We start from the raw sequence: 16,625 nt of genomic DNA, 5'->3' as shown, positions 1-16,625 counted from the left end.
GGCCGGACGGACCGGCTTCCCCAGAGGTCTCCTTCTAGACGGGCCCGGCGGACGCGTCGGGCGCGGGCGCGGCCGCCGAACCGGCGGCGGCGCCCGCACCGCTCGCCGCGCCCGCTCCGGACGCCGTGTCCGCACCGCTCGCCGCGCCCGGTTCGCCTACGTCACCCGGACCGGGCGCCACCGCCGGCGCCACCGCCACTGTCTGCGCCGTTCCGCGGCGCGGGCGGGAGCGCGACACCGCAACGCCCGCGAGACACAGCACCCCGCCCGCCAGCGTCAGCAGCCCCGGGACCTCGTCGAGGAACAGCCAGGACATCAGCACCACCAGGGCCGGCACCGCGTACGTCGTCGCGCCCATGCGGCTCGCGCTCGTCCGGGCGAGCGCGTACCCCCAGGTCGTGAAGGCCAGCGCGGTCGGGAAGACGCCCAGATAGACCATGTCGAGGGTGGCGGGGAGGGGAGCGGCGGCCGCGTCGTGGACGAGCCGCCCCGCGAACGGCAGGCAGACCACGGCCCCGATCAGACAGCCGTACGTCGTCACCTGGAGCGAACTCGCCCGGCCGAGCGCCGGCTTCTGCGCGACGACCCCCGCGGCGTACGCGACGGCGGCGAGCAGGCACAGCACGACCCCGAGCACCGAGGAACCCCCGCCGCCCGACATCGACAGCCCCACCGCGACCGCGCCCGCGAACGACACCGCCATCCCGGCCAGCAGCCGCGGCGGCATCGCGTCCCCGAGCAGGCGGGCCCCGAGCAGGGCGATCAGGATCGGGCCGATGTTCACCACCAGCGCCGCCGTACCGGCGTCCACCTGCTGCTCGCCCCAGTTCAGGGCGATCATGTAGAAGCCGAACCACAGCACCCCGGATATCGCGATGCCGCGCCAGGCACCGCGCGGCGGCAGCCCCTCACCGCGTACGGCGCAGACGGCGCCGAGCACCAGGGCTCCCGTCAGCAGCCGTCCGAGCGCCAGCGCGCCGGGCGAGTAGGAGGCGCCCGCGCTGCGGATCGCCACGAAGGCGGAGGCCCACAGCCCGACGGTGACGGTCGCCGCACCGGCGGCGAGCAACTGGGGGCGCCGCCCGGCGGGCGCTGCGGGGGAGGTGTTCATCATGCCCCTGAGGCTAGGCGGGTCACCGTGCCCGGGGCTCGCGGATTTCGGACGCGCACGTCGGCGCAGGTCGGCATGGGCCCGAGCGCGGAGCCGAGCACCGGTCCGATCCCGGGGGTCGGCATCGGAGGCAGGCCGGGTGCCGCCGGGGCCCCTGCTCAGGCGTCCCGGACCAGCCCCGCGTACTGCACCGCGAGGCCGTCCAGGAGGGCGCGGAGCCCCGTCTCGAAGGCCCGTTCGTCGATCTTCTCCTGCTGGTCGGCCAGGAGGTGCGCCTGCCCCAGATGGGGATAGTCGGCCGGGTCGTACGCGCTCTCGTCGTCCACGAAGCCCCCGGCGAAGGAGCCCAGCGCGGACCCCATGACGAAGTACCGCATCAGCGCCCCGATCGAGGTGGCCTGGGCCGGCGGCCAGCCGGCGCGGACCATGGCGCCGAAGACGGCGTCGGCGAGCCGCAGTCCGGCCGGGCGGCGGCCCGGCCCGCGCGCGAGGACCGGGACGATGTTCGGGTGGTCGCGCAGGGCGGCGCGGTAGGAGACGGCCCAGTCGTGCAGCGCGGTCCGCCAGTCGCGGCCGTCCTCGAACATCGACAGCTCGACCTGCGCGCTCACCGAGTCCGCGACCGCCTCCAGGATCTGGTCCTTGGTGCGGAAGTGGTTGTAGAGGGAGGGCCCGCTCACCCCCAGCTGCGCCGCGAGCCGGCGCGTCGAGACGGCCGCCAGGCCCTCGGCGTCCACCAGCTCCCGTGCCGTCTCGACGATGCGGTCGGTGCTGAGGAGGGGCTTGCGCGGTCGGGCCATGGCGCACATAGTAGGGCTGCACCATGAAACTAGCAGTGCTAATTTAAATGTACGGCTTTCAAAGTCCGCCGACTGTGGGGTGACCCGGCATGAACCTCGGGCTCAGTGATGAGCAGACCGCCGTCCGGCAGCTCGCCAGGGACTTCGTGACCCGCGAGATCGCGCCGCACGTCGTCGCGTGGGACCGCGCGGAGGACGTCGACCGGTCGATCGTGAAGAAGCTCGGCGAGGTCGGCTTCCTCGGCCTGACCGTCGACGAGGAGTACGGCGGCAGCGGCGGCGACCACCTCGCGTACTGCCTGGTCACCGAGGAGCTCGGGCGCGGTGACTCCTCCGTGCGCGGGATCGTCTCCGTCTCGCTCGGCCTCGTCGCCAAGACGATCGCGCACTGGGGGGACGAGGAGCAGAAGCGGCGCTGGCTGCCGGGGCTGACCTCGGGCGAGTACGTCGGCTGCTTCGGGCTCACCGAGCCGGGCACCGGCTCCGACGCGGGAGCGCTCTCGACCCGGGCCGTGCGCGACGGCGACGACTACGTCATCAACGGCGGCAAGATGTTCATCACGAACGGCACCTGGGCCGACGTCGTGCTGCTCTTCGCCCGCTCCACCGACGCCCCGGGCCACAAGGGCGTCTCCGCCTTCCTCGTGCCCGCGGACAGCCCCGGCCTGACCCGCCGCACCATCCACGGCAAGCTCGGGCTGCGCGGCCAGGCCACCGCCGAACTCGCCTTCGAGGACGTGCGCGTGCCGGCGAGCGCGATGCTGGGCCCCGAGGGCAAGGGCTTCGCGGTGGCCATGTCGGCGCTCGCCAAGGGCCGGATGTCGGTGGCCGCCGGCTGCGTCGGCATCGCCCAGGCCGCGCTGGACGCGGCGGTGAGGTACGCGACCGAGCGGGAGCAGTTCGGGAAGACGATCGCCCACCATCAGCTCGTCCAGGAACTGATCAGCGACATCGCCGTCGACGTGGACGCGGCACGCCTGCTGACCTGGCGGGTCGCGGATCTGATCGACCGCGGGCTGCCGTTCGCGACCGAGTCCTCGAAGGCCAAGCTGTTCGCCTCCGAGGCCGCCGTGCGCGCGGCGAACAACGCCCTCCAGGTGTACGGCGGTTACGGCTACATCGACGAGTACCCGGTCGGCAAACTGCTGCGCGACGCCCGGGTGATGACCCTCTACGAGGGCACCAGCCAGATACAGAAGCTGGTCATCGGACGCGCTCTGACGGGCGTCTCGGCGTTCTGACTCTGAGTACCTCTCTGAGTACGACGACGGATGTGGCGTGAGCCACACACGCCGACCCTGGTGTCCATGAGTGAGACACCCGTCAAGCAGCAGAGCACGACCGCCTTCTACGGTCAGGCCGTCGCCTCCTTCGCCATCGCCATGGCGGCCACGTCCATCGGCATCTACCGGCTGCACACCGATGCCTGGGTCCGGGCCTTCCTGGCCATCGCGGTCCTGTACCTCGTCACCTCCGCCTTCACCCTGGCCAAGGTGATCAGGGACCGGCAGGAGGCCGGTCAGATAGTGAGCCGGGTCGACCAGGCGCGGCTGGAGAAGCTCCTCGCCGAGCACGACCCCTTCGAGAAGATCTGAGCAGGCACGCTAAGCGACCGCTCACCTTCGGCGGTATGGTGTACCTCCTGTCACCGAGAAGGGCGAGTGAGCGATGAGCACGGCGCAGGAGACGCCCGGCGGCGAGATGCAGCCGTGGGCCGAGGTGACCCCGGACGCGGCACGGCGGCTGCTGATCGCCGCGGTGGAGGCCTTCGCCGAGCGCGGGTACCACGCGACGACGACCCGGGACATCGCGGGCCGCGCGGGCATGAGTCCGGCCGCGCTGTACATCCACTACAAGACCAAGGAAGAGCTGCTCCACCGGATCAGCCGGATCGGCCACGACAAGGCGCTGGACATCGTCCGCACCGCGGCGGCGGGCGAGGGCACCCCGGCCGAGCGGCTCTCCGACGCCGTCCGCTCCTTCGTACGGTGGCACGCGGGCCAGCACACCACCGCGCGCGTGGTCCAGTACGAGCTGGAGGCCCTCGGGCCCGACGCGCGCGCCGAGATCATCGGGCTGCGCCGCCAGGTCGACGCCGAGGTCCGCGGCATCATCCAGGACGGTGTCGCGGCGGGCGAGTTCGACGTCCCGGACGTCCCCGGCACCACCGTCGCCGTGCTGTCCCTGTGCATCGACGTGGCCCGCTGGTTCAACGTGGAGGGCCCCCGCACCCCGGACGAGGTCGGCGCGCTGTACGCCGACCTGGTCCGGCGGATGGTGGGCTTCAAGGGGTAGGTCCGGGCCCGTCTCCCGCCCGGCCGGCCCCGGACCGGCTCAGAAGTAGTAGCGCGAGACCGATTCCGCGACGCAGACCGGCTTCTCGCCGCCCTCGCGCTCCACGGTGAAGGCGACGGAGACCTGGACGCCGCCGGGCACCTCGTCCACCGCGGTGATCGTCGCGGTGGAGCGCAGCCGCGAGCCGACCGGCACGGGAGCGGGGAAACGGACCTTGTTCGTCCCGTAGTTGACGCCCATCCGCACGCCCTCGACGCTGATCAGCTGCGGGCCGAACAGCGGCAGCAGCGACAGGGTGAGGTAGCCGTGCGCGATCGTGGTGCCGAACGGACCCGCCGCGGCCTTCTCGGGGTCGACGTGGATCCACTGGTGGTCGCCGGTCGCCTCCGCGAAGAGGTCGATCCGCTTCTGCTCGATCTCGACCCAGTCCGTGTAGCCCAGCTGCTCGCCCACGGCGTCCCGCAGTTCGTCGACCGTCGCGAACGTCCTCGGCTCTGCCATGTCCCTGGCCTCCCGCATCTCATAGTCTAAGCGACTGCTTAGCATGGTCCGCCGGGCGGCGCATGTCAACGGACCGGACGGGTGGCGCGGTGGGTAGGTTGGACGGGTGCCCCAGATCCCCGAGACGGTTCACGAGCTGACCGTCGGACAGTTGTCGGCCCGCAGCGGAGCGGCCGTCTCCGCCCTGCACTTCTACGAGTCGAAGGGTCTCATCAGCAGCCGCCGCACCTCGGGCAACCAGCGCCGCTACCACCGTGACACGCTGCGCCGGGTCGCCTTCGTACGGGCCGCCCAGCGCGTCGGCATCCCGCTGGCCACCATCCGCGAGGCGCTGGCCGAACTCCCCGAGGAGCGCACCCCGACGCGGGAGGACTGGGCGCGGCTGTCCCGGGCCTGGCGCTCCGAACTCGACGAGCGCATCAGACAACTCGGCCGGCTGCGCGACCACCTCACCGACTGCATCGGCTGCGGCTGCCTCTCCCTGGAGACCTGTGTGCTGTCCAATCCCGACGACGTCCTCGGCGAGCGCCGGGCCGGCTCCCGGCTCATGACGGAACCGGCCGACGCGCGGCCGGCGCCGGCGCCGCGGGAGAGCGGGCCGGCGGCCGTGTGCGGACCGGGGGCACGGGAACCGGTCGCCGCGTGCGAACCCGGCCCGGGCCGCGAACCGGCGCCGGGAGACCGCCGCTGACGTGCCGTCCCGAGTGCCCTGCCCCCGACGCGTGAGCCCGTCGTCGCCGGGCGAGCGGTCTTTCCGCCTCCGGTTCCCGCCCGGGAGGGCACCTCACTCGTACTCGGTGCCGCCCTTGCGGGTCAGATAGGCCGGGCTGACCGCCTTGGCGATCGCCCGTCCGCCCGTCACCGGGCTGTACCGCTCGGCGGCGACGAAGGTCCCCTCCGGGCCGCCCGGAGCGGGCGCCGCGGGCCGGATCACGACGCCCTCGCGCAGATGCAGTCCACGACCCGACACGGTCTCCCGGCCGGAGGCGATCGCGAGGATCCGCTCGACGTCGTACGGGCCCGCGTACAGCCTTGGTGCGAGCGGGAGTTCACCGGCCAGCAGCTCCTCCGCGTCCAGCCAGCGGACCTCGCCGTCGATCTCCGCGGACACGTCGAACACGGCGTAGCCGATCGTCTCGCGGCGTCCGTCGGCGCCGTACGTCAGATCCTGCACGCCCGCCCCGTACACCTCGCCGAAGATGCCGACCCGGCGCGCGCCGAGGCGTCCGGCGAGCCGGGCGGCGGCCTCCGCGACCCCGTGCCCGTGCACCGCGCGCCAGTACAGGTTGCGCGGATCCTCCTTCAGCGCGAGGGACTTGGAGCCGAAGCCCTTGGAGGAGACCTGGACGCGGTCCTCGTCGGCGAGGTACGTGAGCAGGCAGGCCGAACCGTGCAGCTTCTCCGTCACGACGACGGGTTCGCCCGGGGTGAAGATGTCCGGATACCGCTGGATGTTCTCGATGTCCACCCAGGGCAGCAGACCAGGCGCCGCCTCGACGTCCCCGCTCATCGTGGGCGGGATCGGCGGCACCCATTTCACGATGCCGAGGATCTCCGCGAAGTCCGTCCCGTCCTCGGCCGCCCGCGCCAGGTCCACGCCCTCCAGCGCCTTCGGGCGGCACACGATGCCCTGGGACAGCTCGCCGCGCAGCCGTACCGCCCTGACCCGGTCCGACGCGGTTCCCGCCAGCCGTCCGGTGAGCCCCAGCTCCTCGATCAGCGGGGCCGGCAGCACGGACTGCTCGGGGATGTACACGGCCCACTCGCCGGTGCGGTAGGCGCCCTTGGCGACCACGGCGCGGTACAGGCCCACCTGGGCCAGTTCGAGCGCGTCGGCGTTCGGGTGCTCGTGGACGGTCAGCGCCTCGGCGGTGACACGCAGCGTCGACATGGGGGACTCCTCGGGTGCTCAGCCGGTATGCATCACCCCCGACTGTCCGGGGGAGAAAGGGCTGGAACCAGTGGATTTCCCGCTGCTACCGTCGTTCGCCGCCCGTACGGTCGGGGACACCCGGCCGCGCGGATGGGCCGCTCGGCCGGGCGTGGTGCTCACGCGGAGACGAGCAGCCGGTGGCGCCGGGCGCCGGCCAGTGCTTCCGGGGTCAGGACGGGCCGCGGCACCACGATTCCGCAGCTCGTGCAGACGGGACCCGACGAGGGTTCGTGGGCCAGGTCGTACATCCAGACCAGGCGCTCTCCGGAGCACACCGGGCAGACGGTGCCCGGGACGCGCTCCAGCGCGGCGATCAGCCGGCGCAGCACCTCGGCCAGCGGTTCATCGGGGTGGACACGGGGGTCGTCGCACCAGGCGACGCCGAAGCCGCCCCAGGTCAGCCGGTGCCAGTCGTCGACACTGCCCGGCCTGCGCAGCCCGTCGTGCTTCTCCTTCTTGCGGCGTTCGGCGAACTCGGCCTCGTAGGCGAGCCAGACGGAGCGGGCCTCCTCCAGTTCGTCCAGTGCGGCCACGAGCCGCGCCGGGTCGGGGGAACGGTCCTCGGGGTCGAATCCGGCCCGGGAACACAGATGGTCCCAGGTCGCCCGATGCCCGTAAGGGGCGAACCTCTCCAGGCACTTGCGCAGTGAGTACCGCCGCAGCGCCAGATCACACCTCGGATCTCGCGTCTGTCTCGCCAGACTCCGGAAACCGGCCATCGTCCTGCACCTCCGTCACACCTGCACCTGTACTCCGGTCACTTCGGCGCCGTCCCGTACGGACGTCGTCGAGTAGACGTATCGACAAGCGATTCGGCTCCATCCAATTTTCCGGCGCCCCCGTGAGCCTCTCGCCGAGTGCCTCGGGCCCGCCGCCGTCGCCGCCGGCCGGCCGTCACGCCGGTTTCCCGGCGCACCATCACTCGCTGTGAATCCCAAAAACTGACGCATGTTCATCTTCAAACTCGGGGATACCGGCGGTAACGTCCGGCCACCCCCATCGGTAGGAGCCGACATGCCACCGAGCACCCCACGCACCACCCTGGACAGACTGAGAACTCCCCGCAGATTCCCCAAGTTCCTCAGGGCAGCATCCCTATGCGTGCTCATTGCCGGTCTTTTGTCGCCGCTTTCCCAGGCGGCCGCCGCGGACACCTCGACGGCGGCCGCCGCGAACGACTACTGCGGCGGCCAGTGCTCCGACATCCTGCCGCCCGGTGAGAACGGCAACGCCACCCTCGCGCAGATCCTGCTGAACCAGGTCTTCGGCACCCAGCCCAGCCATGCCGAGGACCAGCTCGGGCTGTACGGCAACCTGCCCTCCGGCTATTCGGGGCTCACCGACGCCAAGATCAACGACTTCTTCAACGACGCCTCCTTCGGCGTGGCCGCCAACCAGGTCGAGTCGACCACCAAGCCCGGCGGACGCACCGACGTCACGATCGTCCGCGACAAGAAGACGGGCGTCCCGCACATCACCGGCACCACCCGCTACGGCACCGAGTACGGCGCCGGTTACGCCGCGGCCCAGGACCGGCTGTGGCTGATGGACGTCTTCCGGCACGTCGGACGCGGCCAGCTGACCAGCTTCGCCGGCGGCGCGGCCTCCAACCAGGGCCTGGAGCAGGAGTTCTGGCGCAACGCGCCCTACACCGAGGCCGATCTCCAGGCCCAGATCGACGAGGCGACGAGCAGGGCCGGGGCCCGCGGCACCCAGGCGCTCAACGACGCCAACGCCTATCTCGACGGCATCAACGCCTACATCGACGCCTCCGACAGCGGCCGCTACTTCCCCGGCGAGTACGTCCTGACCGGCCACAAGGACTCCATCACCAACGCCGGCACCATCGACCACTTCAAGCTCACCGACCTGGTCGCGCTGGCCTCCGTCATCGGCTCGCTCTTCGGCTCGGGGGGCGGCGGTGAGGTCAACAACGCCCTCTCGCTGCTCGCCGCCCAGAACCAGTACGGAGTGACCGAGGGCACCAAGGTCTGGGAGGCCTTCCGCGAGCGCAACGACCCGGAAGCCGCGCTCACCGTGCACAACGGCGAGAGCTTCCCGTACGCCTCGCGGCCGGACAGCCCGCAGGGCGAGGCCCTGCCCGACGCCGGCTCGGTGACCCAGGAACCGCTGGTCTACGACCGCACCGGCAGCGCGGCCACCGCGAGCGCCACCAGCGCCTCCGCCACGGCGGCGAAGACGTCGCTCACCTCCGCCAAGCGCGGGATGTCCAACGCCCTGGTCGTCAGCGGCAAGTACACCGCGAGCGGCCACCCGATCGCCGTCTTCGGCCCGCAGACCGGCTATTTCGCGCCACAGCTGCTCATGCTCCAGGAGATCCAGGGCCCGGGCCTCAGCGCGCGGGGCGCCTCGTTCGCCGGCCTGAGCATGTACGTCGAACTCGGCCGCGGCCAGGACTACTCCTGGAGCGCGACGACCTCCGGCCAGGACATCATCGACACGTACGCCGTCGAACTGTGCCAGGACGACTACCACTACCTGTACCACGGCACCTGCACGGCGATGGACAAGGTCGAGCGGACCAACTCGTGGAAGCCGACCACCGCCGACGGCACCGCGGCCGGCTCGTACCGCATGCAGGTCTACCGGACCAAGTACGGACCCGTGGAGTACCGCGCGACGGTCGGCGGCAAGAAGGTCGCCTACACCACCCTGCGCAGCTCCTTCATGCACGAGGCCGACTCGATCATCGGCTTCCAGATGCTCAACGACCCCGACTACGTGAAGAGTCCGGCGACGTTCCAGAGCGCGGTGCAGAACATCAACTACACCTTCAACTGGTTCTACGCCGACTCGGCGCACACCGCCTACTACAACAGCGGTGACAACCCGGTGCGGGCGAACGGCGTCGACGCCGAGTTCCCGGTGTGGGCGCAGGCCGCGTACGAGTGGCAGAACTGGGACCCGGCCACCAACACCGCCGACTACACCCCGCCGTCCGCGCACCCCAACTCGGTCGACCAGGACTACTACATCTCCTGGAACAACAAACAGGCCAAGGACTACACCACGGCCTCCTGGGGCGACGGTTCCGTGCACCGCGGCGACCTCCTGGAGGACCGGGTGTCCAAGCTGGTCGCGGCCGGCGGAGTGACCAGATCCGCGCTGGTGAAGGCCATGGCCGACGCCTCGGTCGCCGATCTGCGGGCCGAGGACGTGCTCCCCAACCTGCTCAAGGTCGTCAACAGCTCCCCGGTCACGGACTCCACGGCCGCCGACGCGGTGAGCAAGCTGTCGGCCTGGGTGACCGCGGGCGCCAAGCGCACCGAGACCTCGGCGGGCTCGCACACCTACGCCAACGCCGACGCGATCCGCATCCTGGACGCCTGGTGGCCGCTGCTGGTGAAGGCGGAGTTCCAGCCGGGGCTCGGCAGCGACCTGTACACCGCGTTCGGCAACAACCTCCCGGTGGACGAGGCGCCGTCCGCGGGACACGGACCGACCGGCTCGCACGCCGGAAGCTCCTTCCAGTTCGGCTGGTGGAGCTATGTCGACAAGGACATCCGGTCGGTGCTCGGCCAGCCGGTGCAGGGCGGCCTGTCGCGGACGTACTGCGGCGGGGGCAGCCTCAGCGCCTGCCGGGACGCCCTGATCAGCTCGCTGAAGGAGGCGGCCGGCAAGCGCGCCTCGACCGTCTACCCCGGCGACGACCAGTGCTCCGCGGGTGACCAGTGGTGCGCCGACTCGATCGTCCAGCGGACGCTCGGCGGCATCAAGCACGGCAAGATCACCTGGCAGAACCGGCCGACCTTCCAGCAGGTCGTCGAGTACACCTCGCACCGGTGAGCACACCGGGGGAGTGAGGGACCGCTCCCGGAACCGGCCGGTTCCGGGAGCGGCGGCGGGTCAGTGGACGCGGCCCGCCGCCAGCACCACCTGGGCCAGCTCGCGGTGACAGATGTCGCTGTGGGCACCCGCGGGCGCGCCGCCTCGGCACACCACCGAGGCGGCGTCCACGTTCACGCACCCCGAGACCGGCAGCCGGGTGCGCAGGGCCTCGGCGAGCGTGAACGACGCCGTCCCCGGCACCGCCTGCACCCCGTCGTGGCCCATCGCGCCCCACTGCGCGCCGAGCATGCCGCCGATGCCGAAGTCCGCCACGACCGACCGGTCGTCACCCGCCATCCGGGAGGCCAGCGGATAGATCGTGCCGAGCGCCGAGTCGAAGTGGGAGTAGCAGCAGACCAGCGGGCCGTCGATCCGGTGGTGCTGCCCGTCGAGCACCCCGCTCGCGCGCGGGTCGTGGGGCAGCCGCGGGGAGAACGCGTAGTGCGAGAAGGCGCCCTGGAGCAGCGTCACCGACTTGACCGTGTGCACTCCCGGGGGCAGCCCGCGCAGCGCGAAGGAGACCAGCCGGCCGCCGAAGCTGTGCCCGACCAGATGCACGCGTACGTCCGGCGCGGCCGCGGCGAGCAGGCCCACCGCCCGGCCGAGCCCGCGCTCGCCGACCGTGCCCGCGCGTCTCTTCATGGCGTAGTACGTGGCCTGGCGCAGCAGTTCCAGGGCCCCGTCCCACAGCCGGGGCAGCGCGAAGGCGGGGGCCTGGGCCCCGGCGAGCGCCTGCGCGAACTCGGCGCACACCGTCGCGGTGTCCCCGAAGAGCATCTCGGGATCGCTCTCCGGCACGCCCTCCGCGAGGGTGTCCGCGGCGAAGGAGGTCTGCGGGCCCTGCGGGCGGACCTCGACGAGCAGGCGTACGAGACGGCCGAACTCCTCCAGCGAGGCTCCCTCGTCCGGCCGTTGGTCGAGCAGCCGGGCGATCTGCTCGACCACGGTGGCGCGGCCGGGGAACACCTCCAGCAGGGCGTGGCGGGTGTTCTTGCCGAGCGGCGAGGCGCTGTCGTCGGCGACGGCGGCGGCCACCGACGGGGGGAAGTCGGGGATCGGTTCGTCCGAGAACCGCATAGAGGGCCAGACCACTCCCACGTATCCGAGACGCGCTGTGGGCGCGAGTTCCGGGACGGGTGCGAAGAACTGGCTGAAGAGGCTGGTTGCCGCGGAACGGTCGTTGTTCCAGCCGTGGGTGAAGACGATCAGGTCGCGGACCCCGCGTCGCGGCACGTCCTCCAGCCATCGGTCCCGTTCCCGGGTGTCCGCGTCCCCGTCGGCGTCGAAGGTCAGCTCCCAGTAGGGAGAAACGCTCACTGCCGGTTCCGTCATGTCTGGCCCCCTGACCCCGCGGGCGATGCGCTAGGGGCGCATCGTCCACCCGTAGGGGAAAGTTGGCCATACGTCCCGACCCATTCCACACGCACAAGTCACTCGTTCGTGCAAGAGCACCCCGGATCACTTGTAGATGAGGTACTGCTTCCGGACCCTGCGGAAGGTCTCCAGCTCGTCCTGCCAGGCCGCCGCGATCTCGTCGGTGTCCGCGCCCGCGTCGATCATCGTGCGCACCAGCGCGGAGCCCGTCAGCTTGTCGATCCAGTTGTCGGGGCGCCAGGCGAACCCGTCCCAGACCTTCTTCGCGGTCACCAGGAGGGCGATCCCGGTCCGCACGGGTTCGTACGCGGCCCGGTCGTGCACATGGATCTGGACGCCCCCGACGGTGACGCCCTGGAACTTGGAGAAGGTGGGGGCGAAGTACGCCTCCCTGAAGTACACGCCGGGAAGCCCCAGTTCACCCGCGGCGGCGGCCCAGCGTCCGTCGAGGCCGGCCGCGCCGAGCAGTTCGAAGGGCCGTGTCGTGCCCCGCCCCTCCGACAGGTTCGTGCCCTCGAACAGGCAGGTCCCGGAGTACACCAGCGCGGTGTCCGCCGTCGGCATGTTCGGGCTCGGCGGCACCCAGGGCAGCCCCGAGGCGTCGTAGAAGTCCCCCCGTTTCCAGCCCGACATGAGCACGGTGTCGAGTTCCACGGGTGCCGTCAGGAACTCGCCGTTGAAGAGCCGGGCCAGCTCCGCCACCGTCATCCCGTGCGCCTGCGCGATCGGCCGGCGCCCGACGAAGGTGGCGAACTCGGGGTGCAGGACGGGGCCTTGGGCCGAGCGTCCGGTGACCGGGTTCGGCCGGTCGAGGACCACGAACCGTTTCCCGGCCAGCTGCGCGGCCTCCATGCAGTCGTACAGCGTCCAGATGTACGTGTAGAAGCGCGCGCCCACATCCTGGATGTCGAAGACGACGGTGTCGACGCCGGACGCGGTGAAGACGTCGGCGAGAGCCTGACCGCTCTTCAAGTACGTGTCGTAGACGGGCAGTCCGGTCGCCGGATCGTCGTAGCGGCCCTCGGATCCGCCCGCCTGCGCGGTGCCCCGGAAGCCGTGCTCGGGGCCGAAGACGGCCGTCAGGTCCACCCGGGCGTCGGCGTGCATGACGTCGACGACGTGCCGCACGTCCCGGGTGACACCGGTGGGGTTGGTGACGATCCCGACGCGCCGGCCGTCGAGCCGCGCGTACCCGTCCGCGGCCAGGCGCTCGAAACCGGTGCGCAGCCGGGCACGGGGCTCCCCGGCCCGCGCCGCCGCCGCGGCGGGCAGCGGGGTCAGGGCGGCCGCGGCGGTGCCGGCCGTGAGCAGTGACCGTCGGGACAGGCGCATGGTGGGACCTCCGTGATCGCGGAAGGCTGGCACAGGCACGCTAAGGGCTCGCGCGGGAAGTTCGTAGGGTGCGGAGGCCACCGGCCTGTCGCGGTCCCGTACGGGGGACGCGGGGCGGAAGTGACGGACGCCGCCTCGTGCGGCGGCCGGGAGCCCTTCCCTTGCTACATACCGACTGGTTAGTCTGGCGTCGCAGCAGAGCCGTGTCACGTCGCGTCGAAGGAGACCCGTGGTGGAAGCCATGCAGGGTGCGGGAGTCGTCGTCACCGGAGCGGGGGGCGGGATCGGGGCCGCGCTGGCCCGCAGATTCGCCGCCGAGGGAGCGCGGGTGGTGGTCAACGATCTCGACGCCGGCAAGGTGAAGGCCGTGGCCGACGAGATCGGCGGCATCGCGGTCGTCGGCGACGCCTCCCGGATCGTGGCCGAGGCCCGCGACGCCCTCGACGGGACCGTCGACGTCTACTGCGCGAACGCCGGAGTCGGCTCCGGCGGCTCCGAGGCCGCCGACGAGAGCGTCTGGGCCCTGGCCTGGGACGTCAACGTGATGGCCCACGTCCGCGCCGCCCACGCGCTCCTCCCGGACTGGCTGGAGCGCGGCGACGGCCGGTTCGTCTCGACCGTCTCCGCCGCCGGACTGCTCACGATGATCGGCGCCGCCCCGTACAGCGTCACCAAGCACGGCGCCTACGCGTTCGCCGAGTGGCTGTCCCTGACGTACCGCCACCGCGGGGTGAAGGTGCACGCCATCTGCCCCCAGGGCGTGCGCACCGACATGCTGGAGGCGACCGGCAGCGCCGGCGACCTCGTGCTCCAGCCCACCGCCATCGAGCCCGAGGCCGTCGCCGACGCCCTCATGAAGGGCATCGAGGAGGACCGCTTCCTGGTCCTGCCGCATCCCGAGGTCGCCGCCTACTACCAGGCGCGGGCCGCCGACCCCGACCGCTGGATGACCAACATGAACCACCTCCAGCAGAAGTGGGAGACCGCGCAGTGACCCGCTACGCAGACCGGCCCTGGACCGCGCTGCTCAACGAGGCGCAGCGCGGCCCCGTCGACCCCGCCGACACCCTGGTCCACGCCCTCGCCGATGTGGTCGCCCGCACCCCCGACCGCACCGCGCTCGCCTACTTCGACGGGCGGGTGAGCTACCGCGAGCTCGACGAGCTGAGCGACTCCGTGGCCGGACACCTCGCCGCCCGCGGCCTGGAGCGGGGCGACCGGGTCGCCCTGATGCTCCAGAACTCCCCGCAGTTCGTGCTCGCCCTGCTCGGCGCCTGGAAGGCCGGCGCGACCGTCGTACCGGTCAACCCCATGTACAAGTCCGGCGAGGTCCGGCACGTCCTGCACGACGCCGAGGCGGTCGCCCTCGTCTGTTCGGACCGCGCCTTCGACGCCTATCTGCGCGAGACCGCCGCCGACTCGCCCGTACGGATCGTCCTCACGGCCTGCGAACTCGACCTCCAGACCCGGAACGACCCGCGCGTGCTGGCCTTCGAGCGCCTACCCCTCGACGAGACCGCCGACGACCTCCTCGCCATAGCCCGGCAGGGGCACGAGGCGCCCGCCGGCCGCGTCCTCGGACCGTCGGACATCGCGCTGATCAGCTACACCTCCGGCACCAGCGGCACCCCCAAGGGAGCCACCAACACGCACGGCAACATCATGTACAACGCCGAGCGGCAGCGGACCGGCCTCGCGCTGCCCGAGGCGCCCGTGTACTTCGCGCTGGCGCCGCTGTTCCACATCACCGGAATGGTCTGCCAGCTCGCCGCCTGCCTCGACAGCGCGGGCACCCTGGTCCTCGCCTACCGCTTCGAGGCCGGGGTCGTCCTGGAGGCGTTCGCCGAACACCGGCCGCTCTACACCGTCGGCCCCTCCACCGCCTTCATGGCCCTGGCCGCCCACCCGGACGTCACGCCGGACCACTTCTCGTCCTTCGTCAACATCTCCTCGGGCGGCGCACCGCTGCCGCCCGCGCTCGTCGAACGGTTCCGGGCCGGTTTCGGGCCGTACATCCGCAACGGCTACGGGCTCACCGAGTGCACCGCGCCCTGCGCCTCCGTGCCCCCGGACCTTGAGGCACCGGTGGACCCCGCCTCCGGGACCCTGGCCGTGGGCGTCCCGGGACCCGACTCCGTCGTCCGCATCGTCGACGACCTCGGCCAGGAGGTCCCCTTCGGGGAGCAGGGCGAGATCCTCGTCAGCGGTCCGCAGGTGGTCCCCGGCTACTGGCGCCGCCCCGAAGCGACCGCCGAGACCTTCCCGGACGGCGAACTGCGCACCGGGGACATCGGCTTCATGGACGAGGACGGCTGGCTCTACGTCGTCGACCGCAAGAAGGACATGATCAACGCGTCCGGCTTCAAGGTCTGGCCGCGCGAGGTCGAGGACGTCCTGCACACCCATCCGGCGGTCCGCGAGGCGGCCGTCGTCGGGATCCCGGACGGCTACCGCGGCGAGACCGTCATGGCCTACATCAGCCTGCGGCCCGGAGCCGCCGAGGACCCCGAGGCGCTGGCCGCGTACTGCAAGGAGAGACTGGCCGCCTACAAGTATCCGCGGCGGGTGGAGATCCTGCCCGACCTGCCGAAGACGGCGAGTGGGAAGATCCTTCGTCGGGAACTGCGTTCCCGGCCGCTGGACTCCCAGTAGTCTCCAGGACTCCTCCCGGACGACAGACGGCGTTCGACGAAACAACGCACGGAAAGCAGGTGGCGGCAGTGCCCAGGACGACGGACGGTGACGGGACTCCTGTCCCGCAGAGACTCCTTGCCGCCGCCACCCGGCTCTTCGCGGAGCAGGGCTACGACCGCACGTCGGTGCAGGAGATCGTGGAGGCGGCGGGCGTCACCAAGGGGGCGCTCTATCACTACTTCGGCTCCAAGGACGACCTTCTGCACGAGGTCTACGCGCGCGTGCTGCGTCTCCAGCAGGAGCGGCTCGACGCGTTCGCGGACGCGGACGCGCCCGTCGAGGAGCGGCTGCGGCGCGCGGCGGCCGACGTGGTCGTGACGACCATCGACAACCTCGACGACGCCTCGATCTTCTTCCGGTCGATGCATCATCTCGGGCCCGAGAAGCTCAAGCAGGTGCGGTCCGAGCGGCGGCGCTACCACGAGCGGTTCCGGGCCCTGGTCGAGGAGGGCCAGAAGAAGGGCGTCTTCTCCACGGCCACCCCCGCGGACCTGGTCGTCGACTACCACTTCGGCTCGGTCCACCACCTGTCCACGTGGTACCGCCCCGACGGCCCCCTGGCCCCCCAGGAGGTCGCCGACCACCTGGCCGACCTCCTCCTCCGCGCCCTGCGCCCCTGACAGACGTCTCTCGCCCCCTCCGCCCCTACCCGTCCCGTACCCGGGGGCGCCGCCCCCGGACCCCCGCTCCTCAAACGCCGGAGGGGCTGAATTTCGCTCGCCGGAGAGTTCCAGCC

Annotated in this window: 15 protein-coding genes; 8 read left to right on the top strand and 7 right to left on the bottom strand. The window is 71.7% G+C overall.

Translation table 11 applies throughout. From position 1 onward, the window contains the following. Positions 1-34 precede the first annotated feature (34 nt). Together ACFWI4_RS26270 and ACFWI4_RS26265 are read right to left on the bottom strand one after the other, a co-directional pair. Positions 35-1,114 carry a DMT family transporter gene (locus ACFWI4_RS26270; RefSeq protein ID WP_387200710.1) on the bottom strand — a complete coding sequence of 360 codons (1,080 nt, stop codon included), beginning with the start codon at positions 1,112-1,114 and terminating at the stop codon, positions 35-37. Between the two features lie 155 nt (positions 1,115-1,269). After that, entirely contained in the window at positions 1,270-1,911 is a 642-nt protein-coding gene (locus ACFWI4_RS26265) for a TetR/AcrR family transcriptional regulator (protein ID WP_385405343.1), read from the bottom strand. Between the two features lie 89 nt (positions 1,912-2,000). On the opposite strand from ACFWI4_RS26265, the gene ACFWI4_RS26260 reads away from it, so the two are divergent. The 3 genes from ACFWI4_RS26260 to ACFWI4_RS26250 all read left to right on the top strand — a co-directional run bounded on the left by ACFWI4_RS26260 (position 2,001) and on the right by ACFWI4_RS26250 (position 4,206). Continuing rightward, positions 2,001-3,152 carry an acyl-CoA dehydrogenase family protein gene (locus ACFWI4_RS26260; RefSeq protein ID WP_387200707.1) on the top strand — a complete coding sequence of 384 codons (1,152 nt, stop codon included), beginning with the start codon at positions 2,001-2,003 and terminating at the stop codon, positions 3,150-3,152. Positions 3,153-3,218: 66 nt separating this feature from the next. Beyond that, on the top strand, positions 3,219-3,506 hold the full coding sequence (locus ACFWI4_RS26255; protein ID WP_339128401.1) for a YiaA/YiaB family inner membrane protein: 288 nt from the start codon (positions 3,219-3,221) through the stop codon (positions 3,504-3,506). A gap of 73 nt (positions 3,507-3,579) precedes the next feature. Next, positions 3,580-4,206 carry a TetR/AcrR family transcriptional regulator gene (locus ACFWI4_RS26250; protein WP_385405349.1) on the top strand — a complete coding sequence of 209 codons (627 nt, stop codon included), beginning with the start codon at positions 3,580-3,582 and terminating at the stop codon, positions 4,204-4,206. A 39-nt stretch (positions 4,207-4,245) separates the two neighbouring features. Here ACFWI4_RS26250 and ACFWI4_RS26245 read toward each other — a convergent pair whose 3' ends face one another. Next, positions 4,246-4,707 (bottom strand): MaoC family dehydratase, encoded by a 462-nt coding sequence (locus ACFWI4_RS26245; RefSeq protein ID WP_387200703.1) that lies wholly within the window; start codon positions 4,705-4,707, stop codon positions 4,246-4,248. 106 nt (positions 4,708-4,813) lie between these two features. Between ACFWI4_RS26245 and soxR the strand changes: the two genes are divergently transcribed. Next, positions 4,814-5,398 carry a redox-sensitive transcriptional activator SoxR gene (gene soxR, locus ACFWI4_RS26240; RefSeq protein WP_387200700.1) on the top strand — a complete coding sequence of 195 codons (585 nt, stop codon included), beginning with the start codon at positions 4,814-4,816 and terminating at the stop codon, positions 5,396-5,398. A gap of 93 nt (positions 5,399-5,491) precedes the next feature. On the opposite strand, the gene ACFWI4_RS26235 is transcribed toward soxR, so the two are convergent. Continuing rightward, positions 5,492-6,598 (bottom strand): RNA ligase (ATP), encoded by a 1,107-nt coding sequence (locus ACFWI4_RS26235; RefSeq protein ID WP_387200697.1) that lies wholly within the window; start codon positions 6,596-6,598, stop codon positions 5,492-5,494. Between the two features lie 158 nt (positions 6,599-6,756). Next, positions 6,757-7,359 carry a hypothetical protein gene (locus tag ACFWI4_RS26230; RefSeq protein ID WP_385405360.1) on the bottom strand — a complete coding sequence of 201 codons (603 nt, stop codon included), beginning with the start codon at positions 7,357-7,359 and terminating at the stop codon, positions 6,757-6,759. Positions 7,360-7,654: 295 nt separating this feature from the next. Between ACFWI4_RS26230 and ACFWI4_RS26225 the strand changes: the two genes are divergently transcribed. Then, complete coding sequence (locus ACFWI4_RS26225) at positions 7,655-10,447, top strand: penicillin acylase family protein (protein WP_387200694.1); 2,793 nt, start codon at positions 7,655-7,657, stop codon at positions 10,445-10,447. A gap of 60 nt (positions 10,448-10,507) precedes the next feature. Here the strand turns inward: ACFWI4_RS26225 and ACFWI4_RS26220 are convergent, their stop codons facing one another. Next, a complete protein-coding gene (locus ACFWI4_RS26220) occupies positions 10,508-11,821 on the bottom strand; it encodes a serine-threonine protein kinase (RefSeq protein ID WP_387200691.1) in 1,314 nt (437 codons plus the stop codon). A 126-nt stretch (positions 11,822-11,947) separates the two neighbouring features. Further along, a complete protein-coding gene (locus ACFWI4_RS26215) occupies positions 11,948-13,195 on the bottom strand; it encodes an exo-beta-N-acetylmuramidase NamZ domain-containing protein (RefSeq protein ID WP_387200688.1) in 1,248 nt (415 codons plus the stop codon). 229 nt (positions 13,196-13,424) lie between these two features. Here ACFWI4_RS26215 and ACFWI4_RS26210 point away from each other — a divergent pair, with 229 nt between their 5' ends. From ACFWI4_RS26210 to ACFWI4_RS26200, 3 genes are all read left to right on the top strand, one after another. After that, the gene (locus tag ACFWI4_RS26210; RefSeq protein WP_387200685.1) at positions 13,425-14,189 is read left to right on the top strand and encodes an SDR family oxidoreductase; all 765 of its coding nucleotides are present in this window, start codon (positions 13,425-13,427) and stop codon (positions 14,187-14,189) included. After that, positions 14,186-15,847, top strand: a complete 1,662-nt coding sequence (locus ACFWI4_RS26205; protein WP_387200682.1) for a class I adenylate-forming enzyme family protein — start codon at positions 14,186-14,188, stop codon at positions 15,845-15,847. Before ACFWI4_RS26210 ends, ACFWI4_RS26205 begins: the two co-directional genes overlap by 4 nt. 68 nt (positions 15,848-15,915) lie before the next feature. Further along, positions 15,916-16,509 carry a TetR/AcrR family transcriptional regulator gene (locus tag ACFWI4_RS26200; protein ID WP_328454182.1) on the top strand — a complete coding sequence of 198 codons (594 nt, stop codon included), beginning with the start codon at positions 15,916-15,918 and terminating at the stop codon, positions 16,507-16,509. Positions 16,510-16,625: the final 116 nt, after the last annotated feature.

The organism is Streptomyces sp. NPDC127038 (assembly GCF_042725875.1).
Taxonomy (GTDB): Bacteria; Actinomycetota; Actinomycetes; order Streptomycetales; family Streptomycetaceae; genus Streptomyces.
Note: the sequence above shows the minus strand (reverse complement) of the source record. Positions and strands in the feature narration are given on the sequence as shown.